This is a genomic window from Opitutaceae bacterium TAV5 (genome assembly GCA_000242935.3).
Classification (GTDB): Bacteria; Verrucomicrobiota; Verrucomicrobiia; order Opitutales; family Opitutaceae; genus Geminisphaera.
In genome coordinates this window covers 3,210,587-3,237,216 of record CP007053.1, presented here as the reverse complement: position 1 = coordinate 3,237,216, position 26,630 = coordinate 3,210,587, and the positions used below count along the sequence as shown (strand labels likewise).

The window sequence follows — 26,630 nt, the reverse complement described above, 5'->3', positions numbered from 1 at the left end:
TCCGTTCCGGAAAAAATCAGGTGAATCCAGATAACAACTACAACATCTCCCGCATCTCCGCTCTTTCCCCCCTCCCCCCCCGACTCTCTCCGGCTTCCCCATGAATCTCCTCAAAAAACACATCTGTCGCATCGCCTGCTTTCTCTGGGCTCTGTTCCCGTCCGGCGTCGTGTCTGCGCCGGTCACGGTGCTTTCGGAAACGTTCGAATCGCATGGTGAGGGCGCGCCCCCCGCAGGCTGGACCACCACGGGCCAGTGGAATGTGCGCGCCTATGGCAACAACAAGGCCGTTGTGAATGAGGATGCGACCAGCAGCGGCACGAACCGCTCCGGATTGAGTCGCACGTTTTCTCCGGTCAGCGACTCCTGGAGCGTGGATTTTTCCTACGACTGGCGTTACGGGGGAGGGCCGAGCCACGGCGGTTACCAACTGATCGTGGATTGCGACCTGCTCGACCAGGCTTCGGATCAGGGCTACCGGATCCGCGTGCATCAGGGCAACGGTAACAACCCGGCCAATACAGAGAAGGTGATCAGGATCTTCAAAATCGACAACGGCATCGCGACTCTGATCGCAGAAGGCCGGGGCTACAACACGGGAGGCTGGAATCCGGCGGGCGCGCCCCGGCTCAAGCAGATCCGGCTCACGAGGGATGCGAGGAACGGCCGACTGACCGCCTCATATGATCCGGGAACCGGCATGGTTGTGGTGGCATCGGGAATCGATGCCGGAATCCGGACACTCAATCAAATCGTCTTCCAGACAACGTTTGGTGCCGCCGAGCGCCTGCAACTCGACAGCATCCGTGTGGTGCGTCCGGGAGAGTTTGTATGGGGAATAAACGGACATATCCGCAGCAGCGCTCCCTCCTACTCCTCCGCGGTCTCTCTGGACGACCAACTCGGCTTGATCAATGAACTCGGAGCCGACTACTACCGTGTCGGCGTCAGCGCGACGACCGATGCTGAGGCCAGACTCGACCAACTCCTCGTGGCGGCAGATTTGAGAGGGATCCGGGTGCTGCCGATCCTGTTTTCCCCCGTCAACATGCTGGATATCCAGTATACTCCGCAGGAGATCTACACGGCCGCCTACAACCGGGGGCGGGCTTTTGCCCAAAAATATCAGGGCGTGTTTACCCACATCGAGCTGGAGAATGAACTGGACAACCGCTGCATCCTGGCAGGCCGCAGCGGAGAATTGCCTGGCGACTACGATGCAGACAAGTCCTTGCGTTGCCTGAATGTCCTCAAGGGGCTTTCCGACGGCGTGCGGGCGGGCGATCCAGCCGTCAGGCGGGTGTTCGCCAGCCCCGGCGGCTGGTATCACTACGGTTTTGTCGATCTGGCCGTCGCCTTCGGGATCGAATTCGAGATCCTCGGCTGGCACTGGTATACGGATTCGGGCTCGCCGAGCCGGGTGATAAAAAAACTCTCGGATTATGGCAAGCCGGTCTGGATAACCGAAACCAACCGCCGGTATGGTTCGCTGGTGCGGGAGTCGGTGTTGTCTGACGATTTCCATGACGATGTCATCGGACAAGCTCCCCCCGGCTGGACCGCGTCGGGGAATTGGAAAGTGCGGCAATATGGGAGCGTGAAAGGCGTCTCCAATGAGGACGCGAGCGGCCCGCAATCCCTGAGCCGGGCAATCTCCCCGGCTGTCAGCGACTCGTGGGAGGCGGTCTTCGATTACGACTGGCGCTATGGTGGAGGTCCGGGCTATGGATCTCACAACCTGACGATCGACTGCGACATGCTGGATGCCTCCGACAATGGCTACCGCGTCCGCGTGCGACAGGGAAATGGAAATAATCCGGCCAATGACGATACGATCATCTCGATCTACAGGCTCGATGCCGGCATTGCCACACTGCTGGCCCACGGCCCCGGCTATAATCAACAGGGATTCGGCAACGGCGATCCTGCCCTGAAACGGATACGCTTCCGTCGGGATGGCATCGACACGAGGAACAACCTTCGTGTTGATGACGGCGCCGGCGGCGGGGCGTTCGCGACGATCATCGTCACGGATACAAGCCATGACATCTTTGACAAAATGGCCATTACAGTGCGCGGCTATGGAGCCACCGAGCGACCACTCCTGGACAATATCGGAATCAACGTGTATCGGCACGACGAGGACACTCAGGCGGAACGTGTGGCGGAGTTTTTGCATGAAATGTGGAATTTCCCGGCAACGGAAAATTTCCCCGGCGTGCAGGCGGTCTTCCTGTATGAATTGCTGGACGAACCGAATCGCACGGCTTTCAGCGACGAAGCCGGCTACGGCCTTTGCACCATCAGGCGTGACGGGGCCGGACAATGGAGCTTCGGCGCCAGAAAGACGGCTTTCGATGTCTATCGCGAAGCGGTTGCCGGGTTCGGATCGGTGCCTTCGCTGCACGGAGACACCATCGTGGACGATTCGTATCTGGCGCCGGTAACCAGGTACTCCTCCCCCGCTGCATGGCTGGAAGATTTCGCCTTACCCGGCTCCTTTTTCGGAGGTTACCGCCATGACAATAATGCCAACAAAGGCCATTACGTAAGGTTTTACCCGGCAATCCTGACCACAGGAAACCATGTGGTTTCCATCCATTTTCCTCCGGACGCCGCCAATGCCGCCGTGGTTCCGGTAAGGATCAAGCATGCCGATGGCATCACAACCGTGACGGTCGATCAACGGACCAATCCAGACGGCTGGATCAATCTCGGCACGTACTTTTTCAATGCCTGGCAACCGGGGCGACCTTATGGAGCCACCGCCTGGGAAAACTCGACCGATGCCGTTTATGTTGAGGTGGACAATACGGGTACGTCCGGACGCGTTATCGTCGATGCCGTGAAGTTTCACCCGATACCCTGATCACGTGCCAACCCGGCTGGCCTGGGTGAGCACCCACAACACCCGCCCGTCCGTCATCGCCCCCGCACGGTCTCTCCGTCGCACCCGCTTCCGTTGACCGAGGTGATCGTCGGCATCACCGGGATGCCGCGTCCGTTGCGGTCGACCTGATTCCGGCATCCTCCCTGTTACCTGTCATGACTCGCGCCGAGCTGAAAAGAGAAACCAGTCAGATCCTCAAAACCCTCCCCGAAAAGTCGGATTGGGAAGATCTCATGTATGGCATCTACGTCCGTAAAAAGGTGGATGCCGGCTTGCGGGACAGCGCCGCGGGGTGAGTCTTTTCCTCGCAGCAAGTTCGTCGGTCGCTGAAACTTGATCAATGAAGGTTGCCGGGAAAGGCAGGTCTGCACGCTTCCCGGATTGACAGACAGACGGTATCACACTTGATACCATTTTATGGTCTGCGTGATTGACACCAATGTGCTGCTTTCCGGTCTCCGTTCGAGACAGGGAGCTTCGTTTCAGCTCATTGAACACGCATCCCGCGGACGTCTCGTGCCAGTGGTCACCGTGCCTCTCGTTCTGGAATACGAGGATGTCCTGTCACGGCCGGGTCTGCTCCCTCATCTCACAGCCAGTGACATCCGTGGATTCATCGACTGGTGGGTTTCGATGGCGCAAGTTCATGCCATCCATCTTCTCTGGCGTCCTCATTTGCCCGATCCGAAAGACGACATGATGCTGGAGGCTGCGCTGGCCGCCGGCTCATGCACGATCGTAACCTTCAATCTTCGCCATTTCCGTGGCAGTCGCAGCCTCGGAATTACGGCCATCACACCACAAACCTGCCTGCAAAAAATCCTTCACCGCTTATGAGCACACTCAGTATCCGTCTGCCCAATTCCATCCATCAGCACACTCGCAAACTCGCCCGGGAGGAAGGGGTTTCCATCAATCAGTTTATTTCCAGCGCCGTCGCCGAAAAACTCGCGGCGCTCGACACCGAACGCTACCTCGCCGAACGCGCCAGACGCGGCTCAAAGGTCAATATCCGCCGTATCCTTGCCAAGATTCCGGATGTCACGCCCGGCGAGCAGGACCGCCTGCGCGGCAACGTCAGGTAATGTCCGGCGCATTACGTCCGCCTGTCATCGCCCCCGCACGGTCTCCCCGTCGCACCAGCTTCCGTTGACCGAGGTGATCGTCGGCATCGCCGGGATGCCGCGCTCGTTGCGGTGGTGCTGGCCCACGATCAGGTCGATCGCCGCCGCGCCCACGAAACGGCTGTTCTGGTCCATGCCGGCGACGCGGCCGAACATGTCGCCTGACAAATCGAGGTCGGCGTAGCCGATGTCCTCCGGCACACGCAGGCCCGCTTCCTCCATCCAGTCGCGCAGGAAGCCGTGATGCACCGATACCACCCCGTCCGGAGCATGCCGCCGCACCCAGTCCTGAAACGGACGCCGGTTGGAGGGCAGCTCCAGAACCTCGTCGCTCAGGAAAACCGGGACGCGGGCCTCCGGCGCATCGTGCATGGCCTGATCGGCAAGATACGCGGCCTGCCAGTGATTGAGCACGCGGTTGTCGTCCGACCGGCTCAGCGCCAGCCCGATCCGCCGATAACCGGATTCGCGCAGGTGACGCAGGGCGCTGCGCATCGTCAGATACTGGTTGTTGCAGGCGCGGTGCAGGTCGGGCTGCGACATCGTGTAGCCGAGGCAGGCCGCCGCGAAGTGCGACCAGTCGAACTCCGGGTAGTCGTGCTGGTAGGACATCCATGACGGAGCCAGCAACACGCCGCTGATCCCGCGCGACCAGAGCACGCGCGAGAGCCGGCCCGGCGTCATGCCCGGTTCCTTGGCCCAGAAATGTTCCAGCCGGTAACCGAGCTGCGCCGCGCGCTCGACGGCACCGGCGTGGAACAGCGCGACGGTCTCGGAACGCCGCCATTGCTCGCGTCCTTCGGGATCGGCGGTGAGAAAAGCAATGACCTCGGCGACGCGTTTCACCCGGCGGCGCTTGAGGTCGGCCATCAGGGTCGAGATCAGCGGATTGGGCCGATAGCCGATCTCTGTCGCTATTTTATAGATACGCTCGCGCACTTCCTGACGGACATTGGGCTGGTTGCGCAACGCCCGCGACACCGTCATGCGCGATACGCCCGCGAGGTCGGCAATCGTCTGAAGCTTGTTGGACGGGGGGGAGGCCATGCCTGGGAGAAACCGGTATCCGGGCGCCTCGCACGGTTCACTCGCGCCGGGCCGCGATCGCCCAGTGATAGGCGTCCACGTAAAGCTCGGCGCTGCGGCGCCACGAAAAATCCTTCGCCATGCCGGCGCGCCGGAGCTGGCGCACGTGGTGCGGACGGTCGTAGTAGGTCGAACACGCCCAGCCAACCGTGTTGTAGAGCGCGGCGGCACTGGTGTCGTTGAACAGGAAACCGGTGCCCTCGCCGGTCGCCTCGTCGTATTGCTCCACCGTGTCGATCAGGCCGCCGGTGGCGCGCACGACCGGCGGCGTGCCGTAGCGCATTGCGTAGAGTTGCGTGAGCCCGCACGGCTCGGCCCGGCTCGGCATCACAAAAAAATCGCTGCCCGCCTGCACGAGGCGCGCCAGACCGGGGCTGTAGCCGATATACGTGCCGACCTGGCCGCGAAACTCGTCGCCCATGCCGCGGAACATGTATTCGAGCCCGGGATCGCCCGCCCCGAGGATGACGAACTGCACATGCATGCGACGCACGATGTGCGGCAACGCCTCGGCCACGAGATCGAGTCCCTTCTGGCTGGCGAACCGCGACACGATGCCGAACACCGCCACATGCGGGTCGACCTTCAGGCCGAGTTCGCGCTGGAGCGCCGCCTTGCACACGGCCTTGCCGGTGAAATTGGCCGCGCTGTACGTCGCCGGCAGGCTCATGTCGATCTCCGGACTCCAGGAGGACGTGTCGATGCCGTTGAGGATGCCCATCAGGTCCGCACCGCGAAACGCCAGCACGTCATGCAGCCCGCAACCGCCCTCCGGCGTGCGGATCTCGTGCGCGTAGGTCGGACTCACCGTCGTAAGCTTCGTGGCGTGGTAGAGGCCCGCCTTCATCATGTTGACCCCGCCAAACGCCTCCACGCTGTCGGCGCGAAATTCGGCGGCAGGCAACCGCGAGTAGTCGAACGCCCTCCGCCCGAACAACCCCTGGTGTTCCAGATTGTGGATCGTGAACATCGACGCCGTCCGCCCGAGCGGCGTGTCGCGGTAGAGCGTATTCAGGTAAACCGGCACGAACCCGGTGGTCCAGTCGTGGCAATGGATCACGTCGGGAATCCAGCCGAGTTGCAGGCAGAGCGTGAGCGCCGCCCGCGAGAAGAAGGTGAAGCGCAGGTCATTGTCCTCGTGCGCGCCCCACGGGCCGGTGTAAACTTCCGGCCGCCCGAAAAAACGCTGGTGTTCGAGAAAATAAACCGGCACCGGCACGGTGGCGCCCGGCAGCGTCGTTTCCCAGGTGCGCGCCCACTCGGCCGCCGCCCCCACGTCCACGCCGAGCGGGTCCTGGCGCGCCCGCCAGTTGGTGCCAATCTTCACGCAGCCGTAGGCCGGGCAGACGATACGCACATCGTGCCCCAGCGCCGCCAGCGCCTTGGGGAGCGAACCCGCCATATCGGCGAGACCGCCAACCTTCACGAACGGCTCTACTTCAGGGGAAACAAAGAGTATTCTGAGGGAGGACACGCCGGGGAGAGAACACGATCTTTACGCCCCGGCCAATCCATAAAACGCGATGAAGGTGGCGAAGAAGCGCCAGCGGTGGAGCGGCGGCATTCCTGCCGCTGCGACGAGGCGCGACGCGCCCCTTGCACGGAGCATGACCTCGACCTTCCCCGACCGGCGACGCTTCGCGTCGTCGGCAGCGGCAGGAATGCCGCCGCTCCCGAAAATTCCCGGGCTTGCCTTTTCGGCAAGATCCGGCATCGGTGTGGTTCACGTTTATGAATTCCGCCTGCAAACGCCTGTTAACCGGCACCGCCACGCTTCCCGCGTCGGCGCTGTATTTTTTTGGTTACGGCTATGGCTGGTGGCAATTGGCCCGGCGATGGTGACGCGTGCAAAAGACACGCAGACCGCCTGAAGGCGGCGTAACCCATCCCACCGGGCCCGACTCTCGTTCCAGAGTCGGGCTTTTTGTTTCCGGCCAAAATCCACCCGCCACGCATTCCCTCCCGTATTTCCGCCAACCTTTTTTCCAAATCAAAACATCATGATCGCCACCGCCTCCTTCCCCGAATCCGCCATCGCCGCCGACGAGACCGACGACAGTCCTGTCCGACAGACAATCCCGCCCGCACCCGCGGTCTTCGAAACGCCCGTCGTGCGTTTCTTCGGCCGTTCGCTGGCCGAATACCTGCGTTTCTTCTCGCTCGACGCCGCGACGTTGCGCGGCCGCCGCGTCCTCGACACGGCCGCCGGCCCGTCCTCGTTTGCCGCCGAGGCCGGCGCGTTCGGCCTCGATGTGACCGCCGCCGATCCGCTCTATGGCTGCACGTCCGGCACGCTCGACGCGTATGTAAAAATCGATTACGCCACGATGTTCCGGCAACTCCGGACCAAACCCGGCCTTGTCCGTTGCGATGCGAACGGGGCGGACTTTTGTTCGATCGACGCCGCCGAAGCCGACCGCCGCGCCGCCGCCGCGCGCTTTCTCGACGACTACGAAACCGGTTTCCTGAGCGGCCGCTACGTCAGCGCCCGGCTCCCGCACCTGCCGTTTGCCGACGGCGAGTTCGACCTCGTGCTGTGCGCGCACTTCCTGTTCCTGCACGCCGCGCAGTTCGACGCCGCCTTCCACCTCGCCGCCTGCCGCGAACTCGTCCGCGTGAGCCGCGGGGAAGTCCGCATTCACCCGGTCTGCGGCAACAACGGCCTGCCTTACCCGGCCCTGGCCGCGCTCCGCGAGGAACTCGCCCGCGACGGCATCGCCTCGCGCGAGGAACCGGTGCCGCACGCATTCTTCCGGGGAGCGGACTCGATGCTGGTGCTGGAGCGCGGCTGACACGGCCGATGGTCTTCACCATTTCTGTTGTCACCGTGCTGCCTTGTAGTCCGCGATCCCGACACCGAAGAGATTGTTCGGAACAGCCGGCGCCACGACTTCCCGATAGGCGCCATCGCGCCAGACGATCAGCGCAATGGGTTTTCCGAACTCTGTATCCCGCAATAACGAATACGATATGTGTCCCCACACCCGGTAGCCTCTCACCGCCACCACGATATCCGTCGGCAGCAGCCCTGAACTGCGCAGCAATTCACTGTCACCGGTAAACCTCATTCCGACCACCGGCGGATCGCTGCCCAGACTTGCAACCGTCACCGGTTCCGGATCTTGCGGAGACATTTCGCGGATGATCCTTGCGTAGCGCTCTGCCCAGGACGCATCGCCGGTCTTCGCCCGGATCCTCAGCGCGGCCGCCACCAGCGGCTCCGGTGAATCGTAACGCTCGTGGATCGCCTCGTAGAACTTCATCGCCTGCCCGTATTCCTCTCGCCGTTCATGCAGCCACGCCCGGGTTTCCAGGCCCCGATGCGACCAGGTTTGCCCCGCCTGATCGGCCAGCCTCGTCGCTTGTGCGGACCGGCCTGTATCTTCGTAACGATTGACAAGCCAGAACGATTTATTCGCTGCCTGCACGGAGTCGGCATTTTGTGCGAAAGCCTTTTCGTAAAAATCTTCGGCTTTGGCGGCATCGCCCTGTGCAACCCAATACTCTGCCAGTTTGTAGAAATAGAATGGGTCGAGTTTCGCCGCCTTTTCCAGCCAGACTATATTTTTCCCGGGATCTTTCTCCGTAATCTTCACGAGACATGCGACGGCTCCGGCATCATAATCGAGCACAGGACCATACAGCTTCTCCGCGGCGCTCTCGGGTATATTTTCCTTGTAACGGAAATACAATACACGCTTCACGATCCCGGCATCATACGGAGCGCGCGCCAGAAGATCATCGAAAACGGCAGGCTGGTCCGACCGATGGTCGAGCGCAAACCGGGCGTATGCCGGTTGCGGATCGTACGCCGTGCCGGGCAACGGTGAATGCCGACGCCATGCAGCGATGTCATCTGCCGGCATAAAGTCATGCAGGGGCATCCGACGCACCTGATAACGCACCAGGCTCCAGAAAGCAGGCGGTACGAGCTCGGGCGTAGCCTGCATTTTTACGATAACGTCTTTCTGCGCCTGGTCGAACCCGGCCTGATCCACTGCGTTTTCGCGCTGTGCGAAGGCATACAATCGCAATCTGCCGAAAAGCGCATCCGCCCGGCTGCGATATTTTTCCGCATAGTCCGGCACGGACCACTGGCGCATCAGAAAATGGTGATCGCCCTTGATCGTATGGCACAGATGCCGCTGAAGCTGATCCGCCCACAGGCCCCAGTCGATAATACGAAGTGCGAACCCGCCCGGTTCTTTCACGGCCGCCCTTATCAAGGGGCCGGGCGGCGTGTTGAGCGCCGCCACCCAGGCATCATCACCTGTTCGCTGTTCGCGCCGGGAACCATCTGCAGCCGGCTCCGCTCCGCGAGTGGAAAGACTGTAGACTGTCCTGATTTCATTTTCCTCCAGGGCCAGTCCGGTATCCAGAAGCACATGCCCGATCGCGACACCCGTGCCCTGGCCCCGCACGATGCGAAACCAGTCCGGCATCGATTTCCAGCGTTCGGGAAACTGTTCCCATATCGCCCAAGCGCGCTCGCCGTCCACGCGTTGCGCATAAGCCCGATAACGCTCGCGCCGCTCCAGCAACAGCAACTCTTGTCCTGCGGGCGGCGCGATGCGGTAGTCTCCCGTGATACGCGTGCGCAGCGCTCGTTTCCATGCTGCCCAAGCCAGACCTTCCGCCGGCTCGAGTTCATCGAGCAAGGCCAACGCGCGTCGCTGGTCGTTAACAAGCGTCGCGAGCGCTGCATTCGCGAAGCGATGCGCTTCGCTCGCCTCGGTCACATCACCGCCCAGAACTTCGGCCAGTGTGAGCTGTGCTGCCATGCGGTCAAGCGTCGGGGCAATTGATGTAAAATCCCCTGCCGCGTCACGCAGCGCGAAGACAGCGAGCAATAATACCGCACGGTCATGTATCGAAGCCGCCCGCAAGTTCTCCTTCATTTGCGCGGAGATCAGCCGGTTGATCCGCTCGAGCGCCGGGCCGTCCGCTTCGGCCAACGCTTTTGCAAAAGCCGTGTCGGCGCGCGCATCGATCTCGGGCGCGGGCGCGTCTGCCGACGGCAGCGCGACTCCCGTGTGCGCGGCAAACGCCCGCGCCATTTGCGCGTACATGGCAGGATCCCAGATGGCTCCGGTGACCGCCAGCGTCCCTGACCACGGTCCCGGCCCGTCGGGCCAGCCGGGGGTGATCGTGACATCGTAAGTCAGCGGTTCCCCTTCGGCCGGAAGGCGTTCCCGCACATCGACCGTCACCGGCACTGCACTCACACGTTCCGGATCGCGGAGTGCCGCGAGCGTGGAGGCAATTTCACCGACAACCGAATCGACGACAAAATGGCTTTCGTTTTGCCACCGCCAGTCGGCCCGCCTGACCGGCACATGTACGGAATCGGCCTCCGGAATCTCAACGGAAGTACCCGCGACGACGGATTCCGGACGAGGAGCCTCCTTGCCACAACCGGACCCGAAGAGAAAGGATCCGCCGCACACGCAACACAACCGGACAAGGCGCAAGGCCACAGAGGATATCTTTTTCATGGCAACGAGAAGGCGGACAACGAAGGAAGTGGCAGGATCAATATGTCTGCGGTGACATACATGCAATTACGAGCAACCCGCAAGCCCCTGATTTGCCCGTCTGCCGTGGGCGCCGGCCAGCGTCTCGACAACCGCTCTTCCACAACCCGGCAGCCCGCTCATGAATCGCCAGCCTTTTCGTGACGGACGATGATCTCGCCGAGTTCCTGCTCAGACAGCCAGAAATAGAAAATCCCGTTCTCGATCAGGACGCCGCCGTCCAGGACCGTGGCTCGTCCCGGGTTGCCGCCTCGCAACGTCCGTTCATGCGCCGCCACCAGTTCCGGGCGTCGGCGGCGGAGCCCTTCCAGATCCCCGTAATCCAGATCATAGGCGATTTCCAGGACCTGCCGGGAATTGGCGGCATTCGTGACGCGCAGGGTGTTTTTCGCGCCCCACCCCTGCACGCTCCACAGCGCCCCGCCAGCGCGAACCAGGCGGGACCTTTCCGCCGCGCGCGCCGCCTCGCGACGCTCGTCCGCCGTTCCCTCGCGCCAGGCGCCCGTCGCACAGTTCCACACCACCGGCGGCCCCGCGCTCATAAAAAACTCGTCCGTCCCCGTCTTGAAAAACCCCTCGTAGGGCCGGATGAATTCATCGAGCGGGGAGCGCGCCGGGCGGCGCCGGCTGCTTACCAGCAAATCCTTGCCGCCGGTCGCCAGATCGATCGCCACCACGCCGCGCAGCGCCTCCTCGACCGTGTTGCGGTGCTGCCACGCGTCCCCGGCCACCTGCGGGCTGTATTCAAACGATACGCACACCTTGTCGCCCCGCAGGATCAGCCCGCGCACGGACGCCTGCGGTTCGATTTCCTCCAGCAAACGCCACCCGCCCGTTCTCCGGTCCAGCACCGCCAGGGCGTTGTTGCCCGTGGCGCCGGCCACCCATCGGTCGCTGACGTCGATCAGGTGGGGGACCATTTCATATTTTTCCTCCGGCAGGCGGATCGTTCCGGCCACGTTTCCTTCGCGGTCCAGGCGCAACAGAGTCTGGCGGCCGGTAAGACCGTTGTAGGCGACGATCCACGGTTCCGTTTCCCCGCTCACGCGAAGCCCCCCGGCAGTCACCTTGTGCAGCCAGCGGACCGGCGTGGACGACGCCAGATAGTCTTCCCCGAAATACATGCGCGGATGGCGCAGGACGAGCGCGCCATCCCGCCCGCTCTCCGCCTCCCTGCCGCCCGCCTCCCGAAGTTCCCTCGCCAGGTGGAGCAGGGCGGTGCAGGGACCCGACTCCATCGTCCCGGCCCCGATCAACGCCTGGCAACGCTCCGCTGCCTGCAACACCAGCCGGCGCATTTTCTCCGCCCCGCCCTCCCCCGGAGCCTCCCCGAGCGGAACCCGTTCCCGCAATCCGCGCAGCCCGAAAAACCCGCCGCGTCCGGTGTCGCCAAGCAATTCGAACCGCCGGCTGAGGCCGGCCAGCCAGAAAGCCCGTCCGTCGGAAAACAGCAGATTCGTGGAAAACCGGTTTTCCAAAAACCTGCGTTCCTGCCCTTCCCCGCTCCAGCGGCCGTCGAAGACCCCGCGCTCCAGCACTTCGGCATACCATGCGGCAAACCGCGGCCAGTCGAAAGGACTGACCGGCCCGTCGGCAAAGGAGGGCCGGGCGATTTCACCCGGCACGGCGGCGTCCTCCTCCACCAGTTGCGGAAACACCTCCCGCATATAGGCCAGCGCGGTCTCCTTTTTCGCATACGAAAGTGAATCGCCCGCGATGATCGCCATGCCCAGAAACCGCTCCCTCATGTCGTCCGACGCGGCCAGCCGGCGTCCCAGTTTCACCCAGGACTGCCGGGCGCGGCCGCTGACGGAGTTTGTGTGCTGGCGGGCGATCTCGTGGATGCCTCCCCACACGGCATGGGTCGAGCGCGGGGGCTCCGCATCGCGCCACTCTGCCAGCACGCGCATCACCTCGTCCTCGAAGTCCGCCACGTCGGGCAGCCACCAGGGGAGATTCTTGCAACGCAGGACCACCAGCGATTGCACGAGCCCCGCGTCGCCGGCCGCCTCAGCCAGCGCCAGCGAACGCGCATGCACGGCCGACAGCCGCGAGCGCAGGGCATCCAGCTCCCCTGCGTAGTCATTTCTCCATGACAACGGTTCCCCGAACCGGAGAGGCGCCGCGGCCGCCTCCCAGTGCGCATCGATCATCCATCGCCGGAGGTCCTTCCCGGCCAGTTGCTTCCCTCCCCTCCCCGGCTCCAGAATCGCCAGTCCGGCCTCATAAAAATCCAGGATGCGCTGCGCCTCGTCGAGGTAGCCCTCCATCGAAAGCTCGCGGTCGTCCTCGGCGGGGAAAGCCAGCGGCACGCGGAACGACATCAGGTTGACGATGCCCGCCATCTGTGTGCGCGCCCGTTTGTCCGCCAGCAGCAGCCGCGAGGAAAAAAGCACGCGCCCCGTTGAAGCCTCCAGCCGGAGCCGCAGCAGGGCGTCGTCGCGCGCGCCCAGCGCCCAGGCCGCCTCTGCGGCGGCCGATGCCTGCGTCCACATCCCCCGCTTGCCATAGTCTTCCGCCTGACGCGCCAGTTGCGCGGCTTCCGCCCGCCGGTCGGTCCGGTCTTCGCGTCCTTCCCCTCCGGATACGGGAGCGAGCACCGCCACCACCCGCGCGACGGCCTCCTCCGCAAGCCCGCGAAGATCGTCGCGCGTGCCCTCCACCACGATGCGGACCGGTTCCGCGCCTTGTCCCGCGGTCGTCACGGAGCGCAGCACCAGTTCGAGCGACAGCCGTTTTTCCGCCGGATCGAGGGCGACCTCCAGTCCGCTTTCCAGCACCCGACCGCCCGCCCGGAAAGTCTGCGAACCGTCCTGGCCGGCGGCCTCGCCTTCGATCGCAAGTCTCTCCAGCGCCGCGCGTTCCGCCAGAATCACGCCCGGCGAACGTCCGAGCAGATGGGCCAGCAGCAGCGATGTCTGCCGCTCCAGTTCGCGTGCATCCGGCGTGTTGACCGAAGCGACGACAGGGGCCACCGAGACGACGCGCACCGCCTCCGGCGCCGCGAGCAGCTTGTCCGCGCTGCCGATGCACATGGCCCGCACATCGCGCGCCCACGCCTCGAGCGCGGCCGGCTCCAGCGCCGCCAGTGAATTGCCGAGCACGAGTCCGGTGCCGGTCCCCGCGATTCGCGCCTCGATCACCTCGTTCTTTTCGCCGATCCGGTGCGTGGCCAGCAGGATCAGCACATCGGCGCCCAGGAGCCTGCCCGCGCGCACGACGTCCCCCGGCGAACGTGCCAGATCCGCCTGCACCGCGCGTTCGCGCAGCACTCGCCGCAGTTCCGGGCGGTCGAGGACGACGGCGTTCTCCGTCTGCGAGAGCATGGCCGCCAGCAGGCTTTCCGCGTTGGCCGCCTGTCCGGAAGCGGCAGCGGAGGAAGTGTTGACGATGGCAAATTTCACCTCACGTGGCAGCCGGCCGGGACCGTCGTCCGCACCGGCGCGCGGCGGCGCGAGCGCGGCAAATCTCAGCGCCTCGGCGCGGTCGGCATCGCGTTCGGAGCGGTTTCCGGCGTGGTTTTCGGCGACCGCTGCTCCTCCCGGATGCAACCGCAAAAGGGAGCGAAGGGTGTCCACCGCTCCTCCGGGCTCCGCCGTCGCTCGGCTTCCCTTTTCTTCTTCGCCGAAACCGGCATCGCGCGCCCACGCAGTCCAGGGATGCGGTCCCGGATCGGGAGCGCCCGCGTCGCGCAGCAACCGGTGGGAAGCGGCATCGCCCAGCATGTCGGCCAGGCGGATCGCCGCGTTGTCGAGCGCCTGCGGATCGGCCCCCGCTTGCAAGAGGATTTTCACCAGTTCCGGTTCGCTGCGAAGCACCGCCAGATACAGCGGCGTATGCCTGACCACTCCGTATCCCGTCACGGGAAACTCGCCGCGGCTCACGCGGTTGGCGTCCGCCCCGAATTCGAGCAGCAGGCGCGTCATGTCGAAACTCCGCATGAAAACGGCCCGCGAAAGCAGCGTGTTGCCGTTCTCCGGCCGGTTGGGGTTGGCTCCGCGCTCGAGGAAATAACGCGCGCAACGCAGGCTTTCCCACTCCACCGCCAGACCCAACGCGGTGCGCCCGGGGTCAAAGTTGTCCAGGCTCGCGCCTGCCTCGACAAAAGCCTGAAGCACCTCGAGCCGGTCCCAGACGATCGCGTCCATGACCGCCGAATACTCCACGCCGTCCTGCCGGCGGATGCGCTCGCCGGGATTTGCGCCGCGGCTCATCAAAAAACGGACGAAGCCGACGTCCCCGGCCCGCGCCGCCCAACGGATCGGGAGTTGCCCGGTGGCATTGCGCGCCGTGATTTCCGCACCGGCTTCCACGAGGAACCGGGCCACGCCGAACTGCCGCGCATCGAGCGCGTGATAGAGCGGAGGATACTCCCCTGTTTCCTTCGGGAAATCGAGCGGTGTGCCCGCCTCGACGAGCCGCCGCACTTCCGCCTCGTCGCCCATGCGGATCGCACGAACGAGACCGGTATGGGCATCGACCTGCGCGCCCGAAAGAGGATGCGACAAGGGCAGCAACAGGATCGAAACGATGAACAAACGGGACAGGGCGGCCCGCGACAGAAGCGGGCTCCCCTTGCGCGGGAGGCTGGAGGGACGGATCATGAGTGGCAGTTTTTCAGGTCGGAGAGAGACAAGAATGGCAGGCGAATGAAACAGGTGTTTCAGGTTTTCACGGTTTTGCTCCCGGAGCGTTATCCGGCACCGGTTCCGTCACACCGAGGATTCTGGACCATTGAGCGCGCTGTTCGGCAGTGAGGAGTGTATTTTTGCGAAATTCCCGGACGGCTTCCTCCCTTGGCACACCCAGTTCGATCATCCGGATCGCCGTCTTCGGCATATTGCCGCGAACTGCTGCCGCCAGCAGGCTACTCCGCACGTAAGAATCGCGATCGTAAGGCCAGAAAATATCCAGGCAGGCCAGCGCCATCGCATCCGTTTTCGGTTCGTCATGATGCCCGGCGGCGCGACTGTTGAGCCATGCGTAATAGACGGTCACCGGGCCTGTCATTTGATAATTGATACGACCGGCATCCGGTTTCGCTCCGCGCTCCACCAGAAAACGCACACGGGCCGGATCGTCCGTTTTCAGGGCCAGCGACAACGGCGTCCAGTACATCGACTGGTGATTGACATTGCCGCCCGCCGCCAACCGTTCCTCGGCGCGTTTTCGCCAGTTCCTGGCGTCGGCCAGAATTTCCGGCCACAACGCCTCGTCCTCCCCCGACTGATGCATGACTTCGCCCCCGTAGGCCTGGAGGACGGCCCGCGTGGCGTCGTCCCTGGCAAGGGAAAGCGCCTTCGGGCTGTAGAGTCCGAGTTCGAGGAGTTTGCGCACACTGCCGGCAAGCCCGCGCCGCGCTGCCGTATTGAGAGGATGATAATCCTCCTTCCAGGGCAGCGCCCACTTTGCCCCCTGATCGAGAAGCCACTGGATTTTTTCGGGCGAATTGGAAATGACGGCCGCCTCCAGCACGCCGTGCCCCTCGTCGGTCAGCGCGTCGAGCCCCGCCTTGCCTGTCCCCAGCAGGATTTTCAGCGACTCCATCTCGCCAGTCGCCATGCAGGCTGCGATTACGGGCTGGAAACCGAGACGATCCATGCGGCGGACATCTGCGCCGGCTTCGACCAGCACCTTGACGACGTCGCTGCAACCTTCCCTTGCCGCTGCGACGAGCGGCGTCCAGGCGTCACGGGGGCCATCCGGATCGGCGCCTGCATCGAGGAGCGCCTTGACCGTCGAAGCGTCGCAGGCCGTCGCCGCGGCATTCACGACCGTCTCGCCTCGCCAGGTCTGGCCGGACAACCCCGGATCGATACCCAGCCCTCTCGCCGCGTCCAGAATCCGCCGGACGGTTTTCCCACCGCCATTTCGTACCGATATCAACAATACACCTGCGCCGTCCTGGTCACGATATCGCAACACGGCCGGGGTGAACAGGGAATCCGGCGGAGCACTTTCCTTGTTCGCCACGGCGAGGAGGGCACGCGCGCCTTCGAGCGTGTTGTCCGGCGAACCGGGACGCCCGTTGAAAATCACGGCCAGTTCCGGCCGGTCGCGTATGATGTCCGCCAGCGTTTTCTCCGTGCTGTTGCTCATCGCATTGCGCTCCACACCTGCGCGCACCAGCGCCTCGATGCCCTCGCGCCAGCCAGCCTCGACAACGGGAAAAAACGGATTGGTGCTCCCGGTGGCTTTTCTCAGATCTTCCACCTCATCCCACGCTCGCAGCTCCACCAGTGAATCCGGAATCGGCTCGAACAATGCCTCCAGCGAAACCGCATCACGCATCCGGACGATCCCCGCCATGACGCTCTCGTCTCCCATGCGGGCCACGCGCCGCGCAAGTCTCCGGAAACCCGAACGCCGCAACGCCCGCACCACCTCCGCAGCGTCGCCGCGTGAATTCCCATGCAATACGGCCACTCGCAACAATGGATACACACTGTCATCCATTTTTCCCAGTTCTTCGTCCGCCTTCACATCCGGCGCAAACCCGCGCTCCAGCAGCAACGCGGCCTGCTCCGGGTATCCGCGATCCAGCAGCAACCGCAGCAACATCGCGCCAACCGACGTCCCCGGGCGCTGCCAGTCCGTCTTGCGGGCGGTGTTGAGAGAATCGATTGCCATATGGCGGATCATCATCTCAATCGCTTCCGTTTGACGCTGCCTCATCGCCATTTCGATCGCGGTCGCTCCCGTGCGGACCCCGCCCTGCTCCTCCTCCCGGATCTCACGCACAGGATTGGCTCCGGCCTCCAACAAAGGCTTGATCGCAGACAGCAAACGCTCCCCGCGCTCCCGCGCCACCACCGCGCGCAGTTCCATATCCAGCATCTCCTGATCCCGCTTCCCGACGCCCTCTTTCGTAGTTGAATCCCCGTTACTTTGTTTTTCTCCGCCCGAAGACGCGACGCCAGCGGCCGAGGGATCCGCCGCCGACTCCAACCCTGCGCGACCCGCCGCCGTGGCCAGCCGCAGCGCCTCCGCCCGTCTGACGGCTCCAGTGGCCAGCAGCTTGCCCGCCACCGTTTCCCCCGCATGAGTTGCGGCCAGCGCAAACGGCGACCGGCCCAGTCCGTCGGCCAGCACAGGATCGGCGCCCGCTTCCAGCAACATCGCCAGCACGTCCGCCCGGTCGGAGCATATTGCGCCATGCAAGGCTGTCGGGCGCACACGCGCCGCCGCGACAGGACGCCCGTTCACCAGCACCGGCTCCATGCGGTAGTCCGCCTTCGCTCCGGCGTCGAGCAACAGGCGCACCGCTCCGGGACGCGACCACGCGGCGGCGACAAAGAGCGGATGCCAGCCCCACGCGTTGCTCACATCACACCGCGCTCCGGCATCCAGCAGCATCCTGACCATTGCGAGATCATCCGCATTTCCCGGCCCCTCCGGGCCGGCGGCCGCTCCACTCGTAGTTACTTTTTCATTATCCGGAAATGCATCCGGCGCTCTCCACAAGGCCGCCATCAATGGCGTCCAGCCCCACGGCGAGGCTTCGTTGACATCAGCTCCGGCCGCGATCGCGGCCCGCAAGGCCAGCAGGTCCCCGCCAACAACCGCCGACAGCACGCCGCCGCCGGCTCCGCCCGAGGGCGGTGCGATCATTCCGGTGCTGACAAACATCACTCCGTGGTCGTAAACACCCGTGCCCATGGTGGCGAACACCAGTACGCCCGGAGTGGCCGCCATCGCCGTCACCGGACCGGGCACGCGGAACCACCCCCGCCACGCTCCCTCCCTGTAGTCGTAAACGTAAACCCGGAGCCCGTCCCAGGTCGGACGGGGTGTAAAGTAGTGCAGAACGGGAAAGCCGTCGATGCTCGCAGCGACAAACAGATGCCGGCCATCATCCGCCAGCGCGCCCACTTCGGCGCTCTCCCAGGTCGCGAGCGGCTGCATCCGCTCGCCCGCCGCCCAGGCGACCGAGCGACCGTCGCTCACCCAGTAACCATCGCCCGCGCCGGTCGGACAAAACGACGGCCCCGACATCTCTCCTTCCCTGCGGTTTTGCCGGATCTCCCGTTCGCGATCAGGCAGGGGTTTCCACAAAATACGACCGACCTGTTCGGGCAACTTCACCAGACGCGCGGCATCATTTCCGAATGACTGGATCGCGGCACGCTCCACCGGCGGGATTCCCCGAAGCGCGGCCGAATCCGGTAACGCAGCCTTCGTGATACGCGACAAATCGGTCGCCACGCTGCTGATCATTTCCGTGTTCCCGTCAGCGTCCCACTGGCGGCGGGCGACCTTGTCTCCGGCAAGAACGAAGCCCTTGCCCGCGGCCAGCTCCGCCACATCGTCGCGCAGCAAACCTTCCGCCCCCGTCAGTCGCCGGGTCTTTCCGGCGCCGGGCGCGTCGGTCAGCAGGCCCGGCTCCACGATCCGGATACCTCCGCCATAAGCAGCCAGCCAGACTTCGCCACCGACCAGAGCCACATCCGTGATACGTTCGGCCGGGCTCACCCCTGCCACACTTCCGGCGGATCCGAGGCCAAACCCGGCGAAGTCCAGAAACAACCCGTTCTGGTCCGCCGCTCCGTATCGCTTGCGACCCCATTTTTCCGGGATCACGCCCCACACGCCGCGCGGCTCCGCGCACACCGCCGAAACGTCATCCATCCAGTCCGCCAGGTTGTCTCCCCGGCGGGCGCCCTTGGCCCAAGCCCATCCCAGCGACATCCACCGCGCGGCAGGCAACTCCTCCGGATCGAGAACGGGCAATGGAGGGGGAATCGCCACAGCCGCGGCTATCGTCTCCGGCTCGTCCGAAGAGAACAGCGAGCGCACCCGTTCCCATGCGCTCCTGGGCTTCAGTGGTTGCGCCGCCATCCGGTCCTTCAGCGACGGACGCACACGAATGAAAAACTCCTCCGGACGGGCGGCTCCGCGCCCCGCCACTCCCGCGCCCCGGCCTCCGGGAGAAGCCCGGAAGATGCGCATCGGATCATCGGAGACAAACCACACCGGCGCCCCCTCGCGCGACTGCGTCGCCTCCGCCATCCCGGCCGCCGGTTTCGAACCGGAATCGCCGTCCAGCGCTTTCGTCGCCCGGACGGAATCTCCTTCATAGATGAAGTGAACCACCGAAAACGCCTTCTCCTTTTCATTCTGTATCCCCTGCCTCACGACAGGCCACATCGCCTCGAAAATCTCGCGCCGCCTCGCCAGCTCCACGTCATATGACTGCAACTGGGAGAGAAATTTTTCGCAGAAATCGCCAAAAGGCCATGTCGATCTCTTTATCCTGGCACCGGCCAGCAGACGGCCGGCCTTCATGAACCGTTCCGACGCTCCTGTCGTAAAAATCGGATACCGGGCGCCCCGCGCCATCAGCCCGAGGTCCACACGCCCCTGCGCATCCACGCCAAACTGGTCGTACACCCGCCAGAACTCCGTCGCCCAGTAATTCCGCCACGATGCCAGATCGTAACCGGGACGTTCCCTGCGGTCTTCGCAAACCGACATGCCCATCTGCACGCGCAGTTCGCGCCACTCGCGGTTTTCCGGAGCGAGAAACGCGGCCACACTCATCCGGTGCGCCGCCTCCGCAAACCGTTCCCGGCTGCGCTCCGTGGCACGGGCACGGCTTTCACTTCCCTGGGCGCTGGCTGCCTCGGACATGAAAGCCGCCGCCTTCAGGCGATCTTCCGCCGAAAGCCGGCCCTTCAGTCCGCGAACCTTGTCCGTCACCTGCGCCGCCATCTTTTCCGCCAGTTGCGGGAGGTTTCCCAACGTCCCGTCCATGCGGAGTGAGCCGGTTTTGTCACCGCCCGCGGACCACCTGACGGTCAGCGTTACCGGCGTTTCCAGAGGACGCCATCCATGCGGGCCGTCGTCCCCGGCCTCGGAAAACTCGCCCCATACGAGTACGTCGGCGACCCGCGCCCACGCCTCCTGGCTCTCCGCGCTCATGCCGGCGAGCACCAGCAGCGATTCATCGAACGTGCCTTCGGCCCCGATGGAATGACCTGTTGCGCCATCCGCCATTTCCCTGCCGATGGAGAGGACGTGGATGCGGCTATCCTCTCGCGACCACCGGTGGCGCAGCGCCTCGTCGAGCGCGCGTCCCAACGGTTCGAGCCGATCGGTAGCGCTCCGGTTCACGAAGGCAAGCGGGGCGACAACGGTCATGTCTTCCAGCCGGGCCGCGCCGGCATCAGCGGTTTCGAGCGCGCGCGTCACGCATCCGGCGACACTGGCGACAGCGGCATCGGGCGGCATGGAAAGCCAGCTTTCGTTGGGTAACAAATCGGGTGACAGCGTTTCCTCGACCCGTGCCAGCCGCTCCGCCCTCAACGCATCGGCAACCTCGACCAGCACGCGGGGATTTTCCCGGTCTCCGAACAACCGGATGGAGAGCACCCGGCTTGCTCCGGCCAGCCGGGCGCGGCGCAATGCCGACACGGTTCCAAGCGCAGCCGCTTCGCGCGACGCGCCTGCCGCGGCCAGTTCCTGTTCGGATTCGATCACCTGAATCTGTTCGCGTTCGACAAACGCCCAGCGCGGATCGGCCCCGAGCGACGCCTGCACCAGCACGGCCAGTGTGCCGCCGCGTTTGAACTGCTGTTCCTTTCCCGGCAATTTCTGCACCAGCACCTCCGGCATCACCGCCACCAGCGGCGGTTTCGGCTGCGATTCGCTGCCGGAAAATGCGAGCGCAGGCGCAAGGGACAAGGCAATGATGGCGCAAATGACGAGAGCGGGAATGGATGCCGGTTTCATAGTGAACAAGGGTGGATGAAAAGAAGCTGGAAAATGGAATCGTTTCAGGATCGGCAGATTTTGAGGCGAAAGGATTTGTTCACGTTTCTCTCCACGGAAAAGGATGGCATCGCGGAGTTCGCGGAAACGGGCGTCGGGGATCCGGTAATATACTGGACTCTGCCACAACAGCACGCCTCCCTCCGCAGGCACGGCCTCGACGATATTCCGTTCGAGCATGTTTTCGCGTCCGCTCCCGAGGTTTTTCCGAATGCGATGGCTGCCGCCAGCAACCGCCGCACCTCCGCCACGTCGCCCGTGCGGGCGGCATTGATGAAGCGGATGAAGCCGGTGAACGATTCACCGCTTTTTTGCGGAACCACATCCGATCCATCCGGCGCGATTGCATCACCCGTGAGCAATATTGCGGCGAACGCCAGACAACCAGCCGGAAAAAAAGGGAAGCGTGCGGTTATCATGATCTGAAAAACGGATAATGTTTTATTGCATCAGCGCCTCTTCGAGCCGCGCCTTTGGTATCCAGTAATAAACCGGCCCGCGCCACAGCAACAGGCCGCCCGACATCCTGGTCGCCCAACCTCCGCCCAACCCCGCAAGCGACACTTGGCGCCGCACATCCTCGGGCAATCGCGCCAGCAACCCGTTTTCCCCCGATGTGTCGAACTCCAGAGCAAGCCGCACCGGTGTCTTCCCGCGCCCGCGTTCGAGAAAACCCGCCCGCCCCTCGCTTGCCCAGGCAAACCATTGACGCCCCGCCAGGCGCCAGAACCGCGCGTCCTCTTCCAGCTTCTTCGCCTGCCCGATTTCCTCCGACGCCGACGCACGCCATGCCCGCGTGCGAGCATCATAGACATGCCCGGGAAATCCATCCACCATCAGAATGCTTCCCTTGTTCCCGTCCGACACTTTTAGCAGCCGCTCCGGAGGCTTTTGCATTTTGCCATCCAGCGGAGACGCCGCAGGCATCCGGCGACTACTCACCAGTAACCGCCATTCTGTTTTTTCGATATCGTATTCCATGATCCCGACCAAAGGGTCGCCCTGCAGCAGAAAATCTCCCCGATTGCGCGGTCCGGCCGCCGCGTCCGGATTATATACGAAAATTGAATACACAGCATCTCCGATAATCTTCACATCATAAATCGCATGAAACGGCTGTGGTGACTTCAGTTCGTGCCAGCCTCCCACAACACGATTCTGCAAAAAAATCCGGTCGGGCCAGTCCGGGCGCCGGCGATTTGTTTCCGCTCGCCCCCCCGGACACGCAAACCATTTATCCGTCACGTCCGCCCCTGCGGCCTGCATGTCCCCCTCCAGGCGGCCCGGCATCCACACCGGACGTCCGCCATTTCCGGTATCAGCCCCGTCTTTCGATCGCGATTCGTTCGTATCATAAAACGAGATGCGACCGACAATTCGCCCCTCGTCGTCAAACTGCCAGGCCGATGCATCCTGACCGTTGATCAACCAGTCCCCGGCCGTCGTCCTCACCCCGAGGTAATCGCCTGCACTGGCCGGACCAATGCGGGCGAGAATGCGCTCATCGATCGTGGCGGTCCTGATATCCGGAGTTGTCGTGACCAGGCCACGCGCCGGACCCGTCGGCAACACCCGCTGGTGATCCCGTTTTTTTTCGTCCTTTCCCATTCCGGGCGGATCCCGATGTTCGGCCTGCATTGCGGTGGCCTGCACCGAGTAGCGTTTTGCCCGCCATTCCAGACTCTCCGCCATCTCTCGCAATGGCGTTCCCTTGCCTCCCTCCCCATGCAATACGCGGGATGCTCCGTGCATTGCGTCGGCCAGCCTCTGCATCCCGACCGCCGGCAAGCCACCCGTCTCGTCTCCAACCACCATCGGCATGGTCCGGTAACCGGAAACCGTTCCCGATCCAGACATGCGCTCCAGTCCCGTCAGCGTCCATTCGAGGCAAAACCGTTTCCAGTCTTCCAGAAGGCGCTCCGGTTGCGAATTTATCCGTGGTCCGGGCAACCAGGTCCGGCCTCCCGGCGTCCGGAGCAACCTCGGCTGTACCATGACCGACATGGCGTCTGCATACCATGATGTCACCATCCGCCAAGGGCTCTTCCCTCGCAGCATCTCTCCCGTACATTCCCTGCGAATCGCACCCGGCCATGCACTTTCGCTTTCGAACAATATCCGGCAAAGCACAGACGCCTCTCGCCACGCATCTTCCGCCACACGCTGGCTCATGCTCATGCGATTGAGAAGCGCCAGACCCAGAAATCGTTCGCCCGCATCGGACGATATCACCAGCTCCCTCGCCATTTTTCCCCAAAAACGGAATGCCGCATCCTCCACCGCAGGCGGCGTGACTGCGCGCTCCCATGCCGACCACCATACTCCGCCCCACACGGCGTGCCCCGAAAGCGGCCCGGCCCAGTCGCGCGATTCCCGCAAGCATCGTACAACCTCCGCGCGCCCGCGACTCCCGTCCGGCTCCCACCAAGGCATGTTCCGGCAACGCCACACCCTCAACGAAGCCGCGGCTACCGTATCTCCTCGCGATAACGCCAGTGCGAACGCACGGTTGTTCAGATCCAGCAATCTGTTTCTCAATTCATTAAAACCCGCCCCGTAATTATCTTCGTATGACAATGGAGCCGTCATTCGCAACGGCACCGTGGCGGCATTCCAGATATCGCCAGCGATCCACGCAGTGAACGGCTGTCCGGCAAATCCGGCGTCACTTCCTCCACCCTCGTCATGCTGCCTTTCGACTCGCTCCAGCACCATTTCGAACAAATCCAGCAATGTCCGGGCATCCTCCAGAAGATATTCCGGCGACAACGCCCGCCCCCCGGCATCCTCTTTCCGCGCCACCGACAACGGGTCGAGCCGGGACACCAGACTGGACAATCCCGACCATTCCTGCTCGGTCTCCGCGGTTTCCCTGTAATATTTTTCGTAATACATCAATCTTCCGGAAATCGCATCCATTCGCAAACCGGACGCCACGTCGCCACCGCCGCCGAGAGCCCATGCCGCCTCCGCCGCTGCCCGGGCGGCTCCCCACATGCGATGTTGCAGATAACGTCGCGCCATCTCCGAAAATCCCCCCGCCTCCGCCTCACGGTCACCCGGCGACTCCGGAATCAAGTCCAGCAAGCTCGTCAATCCGGCGATCGCCTCATTCGCCACCTGAGCAACCGTCTTCCCTGTACCCTTTATTTGCAGCCGCCGCACCGCATGTCCGGGAGTTTCCCCCGGACCACCGGCCGGCGTGAGAACAAGTGCCAACGACGGTGCATCTCCATCCGTCAAGGCTGGCTCCACCTGCCCTTCCAGCAACCAGTGGCTCGGCAGCAATTCATCACTCCCTCCGGTTTCCATGCGCAGCTGCGCCAGTTCCGCCCGCTCCACCGGCACCACGCCCGGCAACGCCGCAAGCCCCATGCTGATGCCGAATCCGAACAGTCGCTCCAGTTCACGTGCCTCGCGAGTATTGGTCGAGGCCACGAACGGTGCCACCGCCACCAGGCTCGTCCCGGCAAACCCGCGAGCCGCCGCTTCCAGACAGCACCGCGCGAGAACATCGGTCACACGCTCGCTCTCCTCCGGGACCACCGCCAGCCGGACCATACCGGCCACCACTCCCGATTTCACGCTGACCACCCGCACACTGCAAACCGGTTCCCCGAACAAACGATCCATTTGCACAAAGACCAGTGCATCCGCTCCCAATACATTACCCAGCCGCGCCGGCTCCACCACTCGCCCGTTTGCCAGATATCCACGCTCGGCAGCAATGCGTTTCCATTCGCCGCGTTCGACCAGCGTCACATTCTCCAACCCTGAAAGCCGGGCAACCAGATGCGCCTCAATATCGGGAGCCGTTCCCTTCTCGTCGATAATGGCCAGCGTAATCCCCCCGGGTGGCAAGGCAGGCGCAGACCGGCTGTCCGTCACCTGTCCCGGCAATTGCAGTCGCCGGAAGGACCAGGTCTTTTCGCCATCCGTATCCGTCGCCCGCGCCGTTTTCGGCAGCCATTCCCGAAATGCGAACGGCTCCGGCGCAGGTGCCCCTGCCTGTCGCAACAGCGCATACGCTTCCCTGTCACCCATAAGATCAGCCAGACGGATTGCCAGCCCATCCAGCGCCCGCGGGTCGGCGCCACGTTCGAGCAACAGCGGGATCAGGTGGGCCTGATTGTGCAGCACCGCCGAGACCAGGGGCGTACGCGTCAACTTCCCGACAAGGCCGCGCGTCGTGCTGACGATCCCCGTGGCCGGCCGGTTCACGTCGGCCCCGGCATCGATCAACACCCGCGCCGCCTCCAGGTGCCCGCACTCGACGGCGGCGACAAGCGGCGTATTTCCGGTCGCAATACGACGAAACGGCCCTCCATGCTCGCTACCCGCCCACGCACTTGAGGCCGGGACGGGGAAGTCGGGGTCCGCTCCGTTCCCGAGGAAGAACCGGATGCACTCCACGCTTCCGCTCCGCGCCGCGAATTCGAGTGCGCCGGTCCCCCGGTCGGTCTCGTTGCGCCACGGTGTGCCCGCATTCACGAATCCACGGGCAATCGCCAGATGCCCGAATTCGACAGCACGCATGAGCGGCGTCGCCCCTGGAGAATAGCTTGGTCCACGGCGGGGTTGCGCCGCCGGATCGGCTCCGCGCTTCCACATGGCCCTGGCAAGGCCCACATCACCGGTCATGGCTGCCCATGAAAGCGGCAGTTCATTGTTCACGGTTTGTGTCAGGTCCGCCCCCGCTTCGACAAGCGCAACCGCCACTTCGGACTGCCCGGCATCGATAGCATGAAGCAGAGCCGGTTGCCCATAGGCGTCGCCCCGGTTCACATCCATTCCTGCCGCCAGCAACCGCCGCACCTCCGCCACGTCGCCCGTGCGGGCGGCGTCGATGAAGCGGACAAAATCGTCGGCAGATGTTGCGGTCACCCGTCCGGCCGCGCCAGCGTTTCCCGTCTGTTTCTCCGACGCCGATATCAGGGATGATGTGAACGCGCACAGGGAAAACGCGACCATCAAAATGCCGCGGGAACTCCACTGGTTGAAATTTCCCGGGTGAGCAACGCCGGCACGATGAACAGTGTGAAACAGGAAAATGTTACTGTCTGGCATGATTGGGTCAGAGGGGATCAGGTTTTGGGTTCAGGTGCCTCAAGGAATTTGGCGACTTCGGCAAGGGGCATCCAGAAAGTTGACGTTGACTCCGGCGACGATGAGGCGGCGTGCCTCTCCTTCGCCGTCCGCGTCGGACGGCATCGACGAGTTTTACTT

Annotated in this window: 14 protein-coding genes; 7 read left to right on the top strand and 7 right to left on the bottom strand. The window is 63.8% G+C overall.

The annotated features are described in order from the left end of the window. Window positions 1–100: 100 nt before the first annotated feature. The 4 genes from OPIT5_13980 (at window position 101) to OPIT5_13965 (ending at window position 3,975) form a co-directional block, all read left to right on the top strand. Complete coding sequence (locus OPIT5_13980; GenBank protein AHF91151.1) at window positions 101–2,869, top strand: hypothetical protein; 2,769 nt, start codon at window positions 101–103, stop codon at window positions 2,867–2,869. A 176-nt stretch (window positions 2,870–3,045) separates the two neighbouring features. Next, window positions 3,046–3,186, top strand: coding sequence for a hypothetical protein (locus OPIT5_13975; GenBank protein AHF91150.1), 141 nt, complete (start codon window positions 3,046–3,048; stop codon window positions 3,184–3,186). A 121-nt stretch (window positions 3,187–3,307) separates the two neighbouring features. Further along, on the top strand, window positions 3,308–3,727 hold the full coding sequence (locus OPIT5_13970) for a hypothetical protein (GenBank protein AHF91149.1): 420 nt from the start codon (window positions 3,308–3,310) through the stop codon (window positions 3,725–3,727). Further along, window positions 3,724–3,975 carry a CopG family transcriptional regulator gene (locus tag OPIT5_13965; protein ID AHF91148.1) on the top strand — a complete coding sequence of 84 codons (252 nt, stop codon included), beginning with the start codon at window positions 3,724–3,726 and terminating at the stop codon, window positions 3,973–3,975. Before OPIT5_13970 ends, OPIT5_13965 begins: the two co-directional genes overlap by 4 nt. Window positions 3,976–3,999: 24 nt before the next feature. On the opposite strand, the gene OPIT5_13960 is transcribed toward OPIT5_13965, so the two are convergent. Genes OPIT5_13960 through OPIT5_13950 form a run of 3 tightly spaced genes read right to left on the bottom strand, consistent with a single transcriptional unit; the run spans window position 4,000 to window position 6,814 of the window. Beyond that, window positions 4,000–5,061 (bottom strand): LacI family transcriptional regulator, encoded by a 1,062-nt coding sequence (locus OPIT5_13960; GenBank protein AHF91147.1) that lies wholly within the window; start codon window positions 5,059–5,061, stop codon window positions 4,000–4,002. A gap of 37 nt (window positions 5,062–5,098) precedes the next feature. Next, window positions 5,099–6,574 carry a glycogen synthase gene (locus tag OPIT5_13955; protein AHF91146.1) on the bottom strand — a complete coding sequence of 492 codons (1,476 nt, stop codon included), beginning with the start codon at window positions 6,572–6,574 and terminating at the stop codon, window positions 5,099–5,101. A gap of 21 nt (window positions 6,575–6,595) precedes the next feature. Beyond that, window positions 6,596–6,814, bottom strand: coding sequence for a hypothetical protein (locus OPIT5_13950; GenBank protein AHF94385.1), 219 nt, complete (start codon window positions 6,812–6,814; stop codon window positions 6,596–6,598). A gap of 17 nt (window positions 6,815–6,831) precedes the next feature. Between OPIT5_13950 and OPIT5_13945 the strand changes: the two genes are divergently transcribed. Continuing rightward, on the top strand, window positions 6,832–6,942 hold the full coding sequence (locus tag OPIT5_13945; GenBank protein ID AHF91145.1) for a hypothetical protein: 111 nt from the start codon (window positions 6,832–6,834) through the stop codon (window positions 6,940–6,942). Between the two features lie 158 nt (window positions 6,943–7,100). After that, window positions 7,101–7,892, top strand: coding sequence for a methyltransferase (locus tag OPIT5_13940; GenBank protein AHF91144.1), 792 nt, complete (start codon window positions 7,101–7,103; stop codon window positions 7,890–7,892). Between the two features lie 30 nt (window positions 7,893–7,922). Here the strand turns inward: OPIT5_13940 and OPIT5_13935 are convergent, their stop codons facing one another. From OPIT5_13935 to OPIT5_13925, 3 genes are all read right to left on the bottom strand, one after another. Next, window positions 7,923–10,595 carry a hypothetical protein gene (locus OPIT5_13935; protein ID AHF91143.1) on the bottom strand — a complete coding sequence of 891 codons (2,673 nt, stop codon included), beginning with the start codon at window positions 10,593–10,595 and terminating at the stop codon, window positions 7,923–7,925. 158 nt (window positions 10,596–10,753) lie between these two features. Beyond that, window positions 10,754–15,238 carry a hypothetical protein gene (locus tag OPIT5_13930; GenBank protein ID AHF94384.1) on the bottom strand — a complete coding sequence of 1,495 codons (4,485 nt, stop codon included), beginning with the start codon at window positions 15,236–15,238 and terminating at the stop codon, window positions 10,754–10,756. 67 nt (window positions 15,239–15,305) lie between these two features. Beyond that, entirely contained in the window at window positions 15,306–21,584 is a 6,279-nt protein-coding gene (locus tag OPIT5_13925; GenBank protein ID AHF91142.1) for an ankyrin, read from the bottom strand. 36 nt (window positions 21,585–21,620) lie between these two features. Between OPIT5_13925 and OPIT5_13920 the strand changes: the two genes are divergently transcribed. After that, window positions 21,621–21,830: a hypothetical protein gene (locus OPIT5_13920; protein ID AHF94383.1), complete on the top strand. Its 210-nt coding sequence runs from the start codon at window positions 21,621–21,623 to the stop codon at window positions 21,828–21,830. Window positions 21,831–21,845: 15 nt separating this feature from the next. Here OPIT5_13920 and OPIT5_13915 read toward each other — a convergent pair whose 3' ends face one another. Beyond that, window positions 21,846–26,471, bottom strand: coding sequence for an aankyrin (locus tag OPIT5_13915; GenBank protein ID AHF91141.1), 4,626 nt, complete (start codon window positions 26,469–26,471; stop codon window positions 21,846–21,848). Window positions 26,472–26,630 lie beyond the last annotated feature (159 nt).

What these genes read in the sequence shown, in the direction of transcription:
- OPIT5_13965 (AHF91148.1), top strand. Translation starts at nt 3,724, where the DNA reads ATGAGCACACTCAGTATCCGTCTGCCCAATTCCATCCATCAGCACACT.
- OPIT5_13915 (AHF91141.1), bottom strand. Translation starts at nt 26,471, where the DNA reads ATGCCAGACAGTAACATTTTCCTGTTTCACACTGTTCATCGTGCCGGC.
- OPIT5_13980 (AHF91151.1), top strand. Translation starts at nt 101, where the DNA reads ATGAATCTCCTCAAAAAACACATCTGTCGCATCGCCTGCTTTCTCTGG.
- OPIT5_13945 (AHF91145.1), top strand. Translation starts at nt 6,832, where the DNA reads ATGAATTCCGCCTGCAAACGCCTGTTAACCGGCACCGCCACGCTTCCC.
- OPIT5_13970 (AHF91149.1), top strand. Translation starts at nt 3,308, where the DNA reads ATGGTCTGCGTGATTGACACCAATGTGCTGCTTTCCGGTCTCCGTTCG.
- OPIT5_13975 (AHF91150.1), top strand. Translation starts at nt 3,046, where the DNA reads ATGACTCGCGCCGAGCTGAAAAGAGAAACCAGTCAGATCCTCAAAACC.
- OPIT5_13930 (AHF94384.1), bottom strand. Translation starts at nt 15,238, where the DNA reads ATGATCCGTCCCTCCAGCCTCCCGCGCAAGGGGAGCCCGCTTCTGTCG.
- OPIT5_13950 (AHF94385.1), bottom strand. Translation starts at nt 6,814, where the DNA reads ATGCCGGATCTTGCCGAAAAGGCAAGCCCGGGAATTTTCGGGAGCGGC.
- OPIT5_13925 (AHF91142.1), bottom strand. Translation starts at nt 21,584, where the DNA reads ATGCTCGAACGGAATATCGTCGAGGCCGTGCCTGCGGAGGGAGGCGTG.
- OPIT5_13960 (AHF91147.1), bottom strand. Translation starts at nt 5,061, where the DNA reads ATGGCCTCCCCCCCGTCCAACAAGCTTCAGACGATTGCCGACCTCGCG.
- OPIT5_13940 (AHF91144.1), top strand. Translation starts at nt 7,101, where the DNA reads ATGATCGCCACCGCCTCCTTCCCCGAATCCGCCATCGCCGCCGACGAG.
- OPIT5_13920 (AHF94383.1), top strand. Translation starts at nt 21,621, where the DNA reads ATGGCTGCCGCCAGCAACCGCCGCACCTCCGCCACGTCGCCCGTGCGG.
- OPIT5_13935 (AHF91143.1), bottom strand. Translation starts at nt 10,595, where the DNA reads ATGAAAAAGATATCCTCTGTGGCCTTGCGCCTTGTCCGGTTGTGTTGC.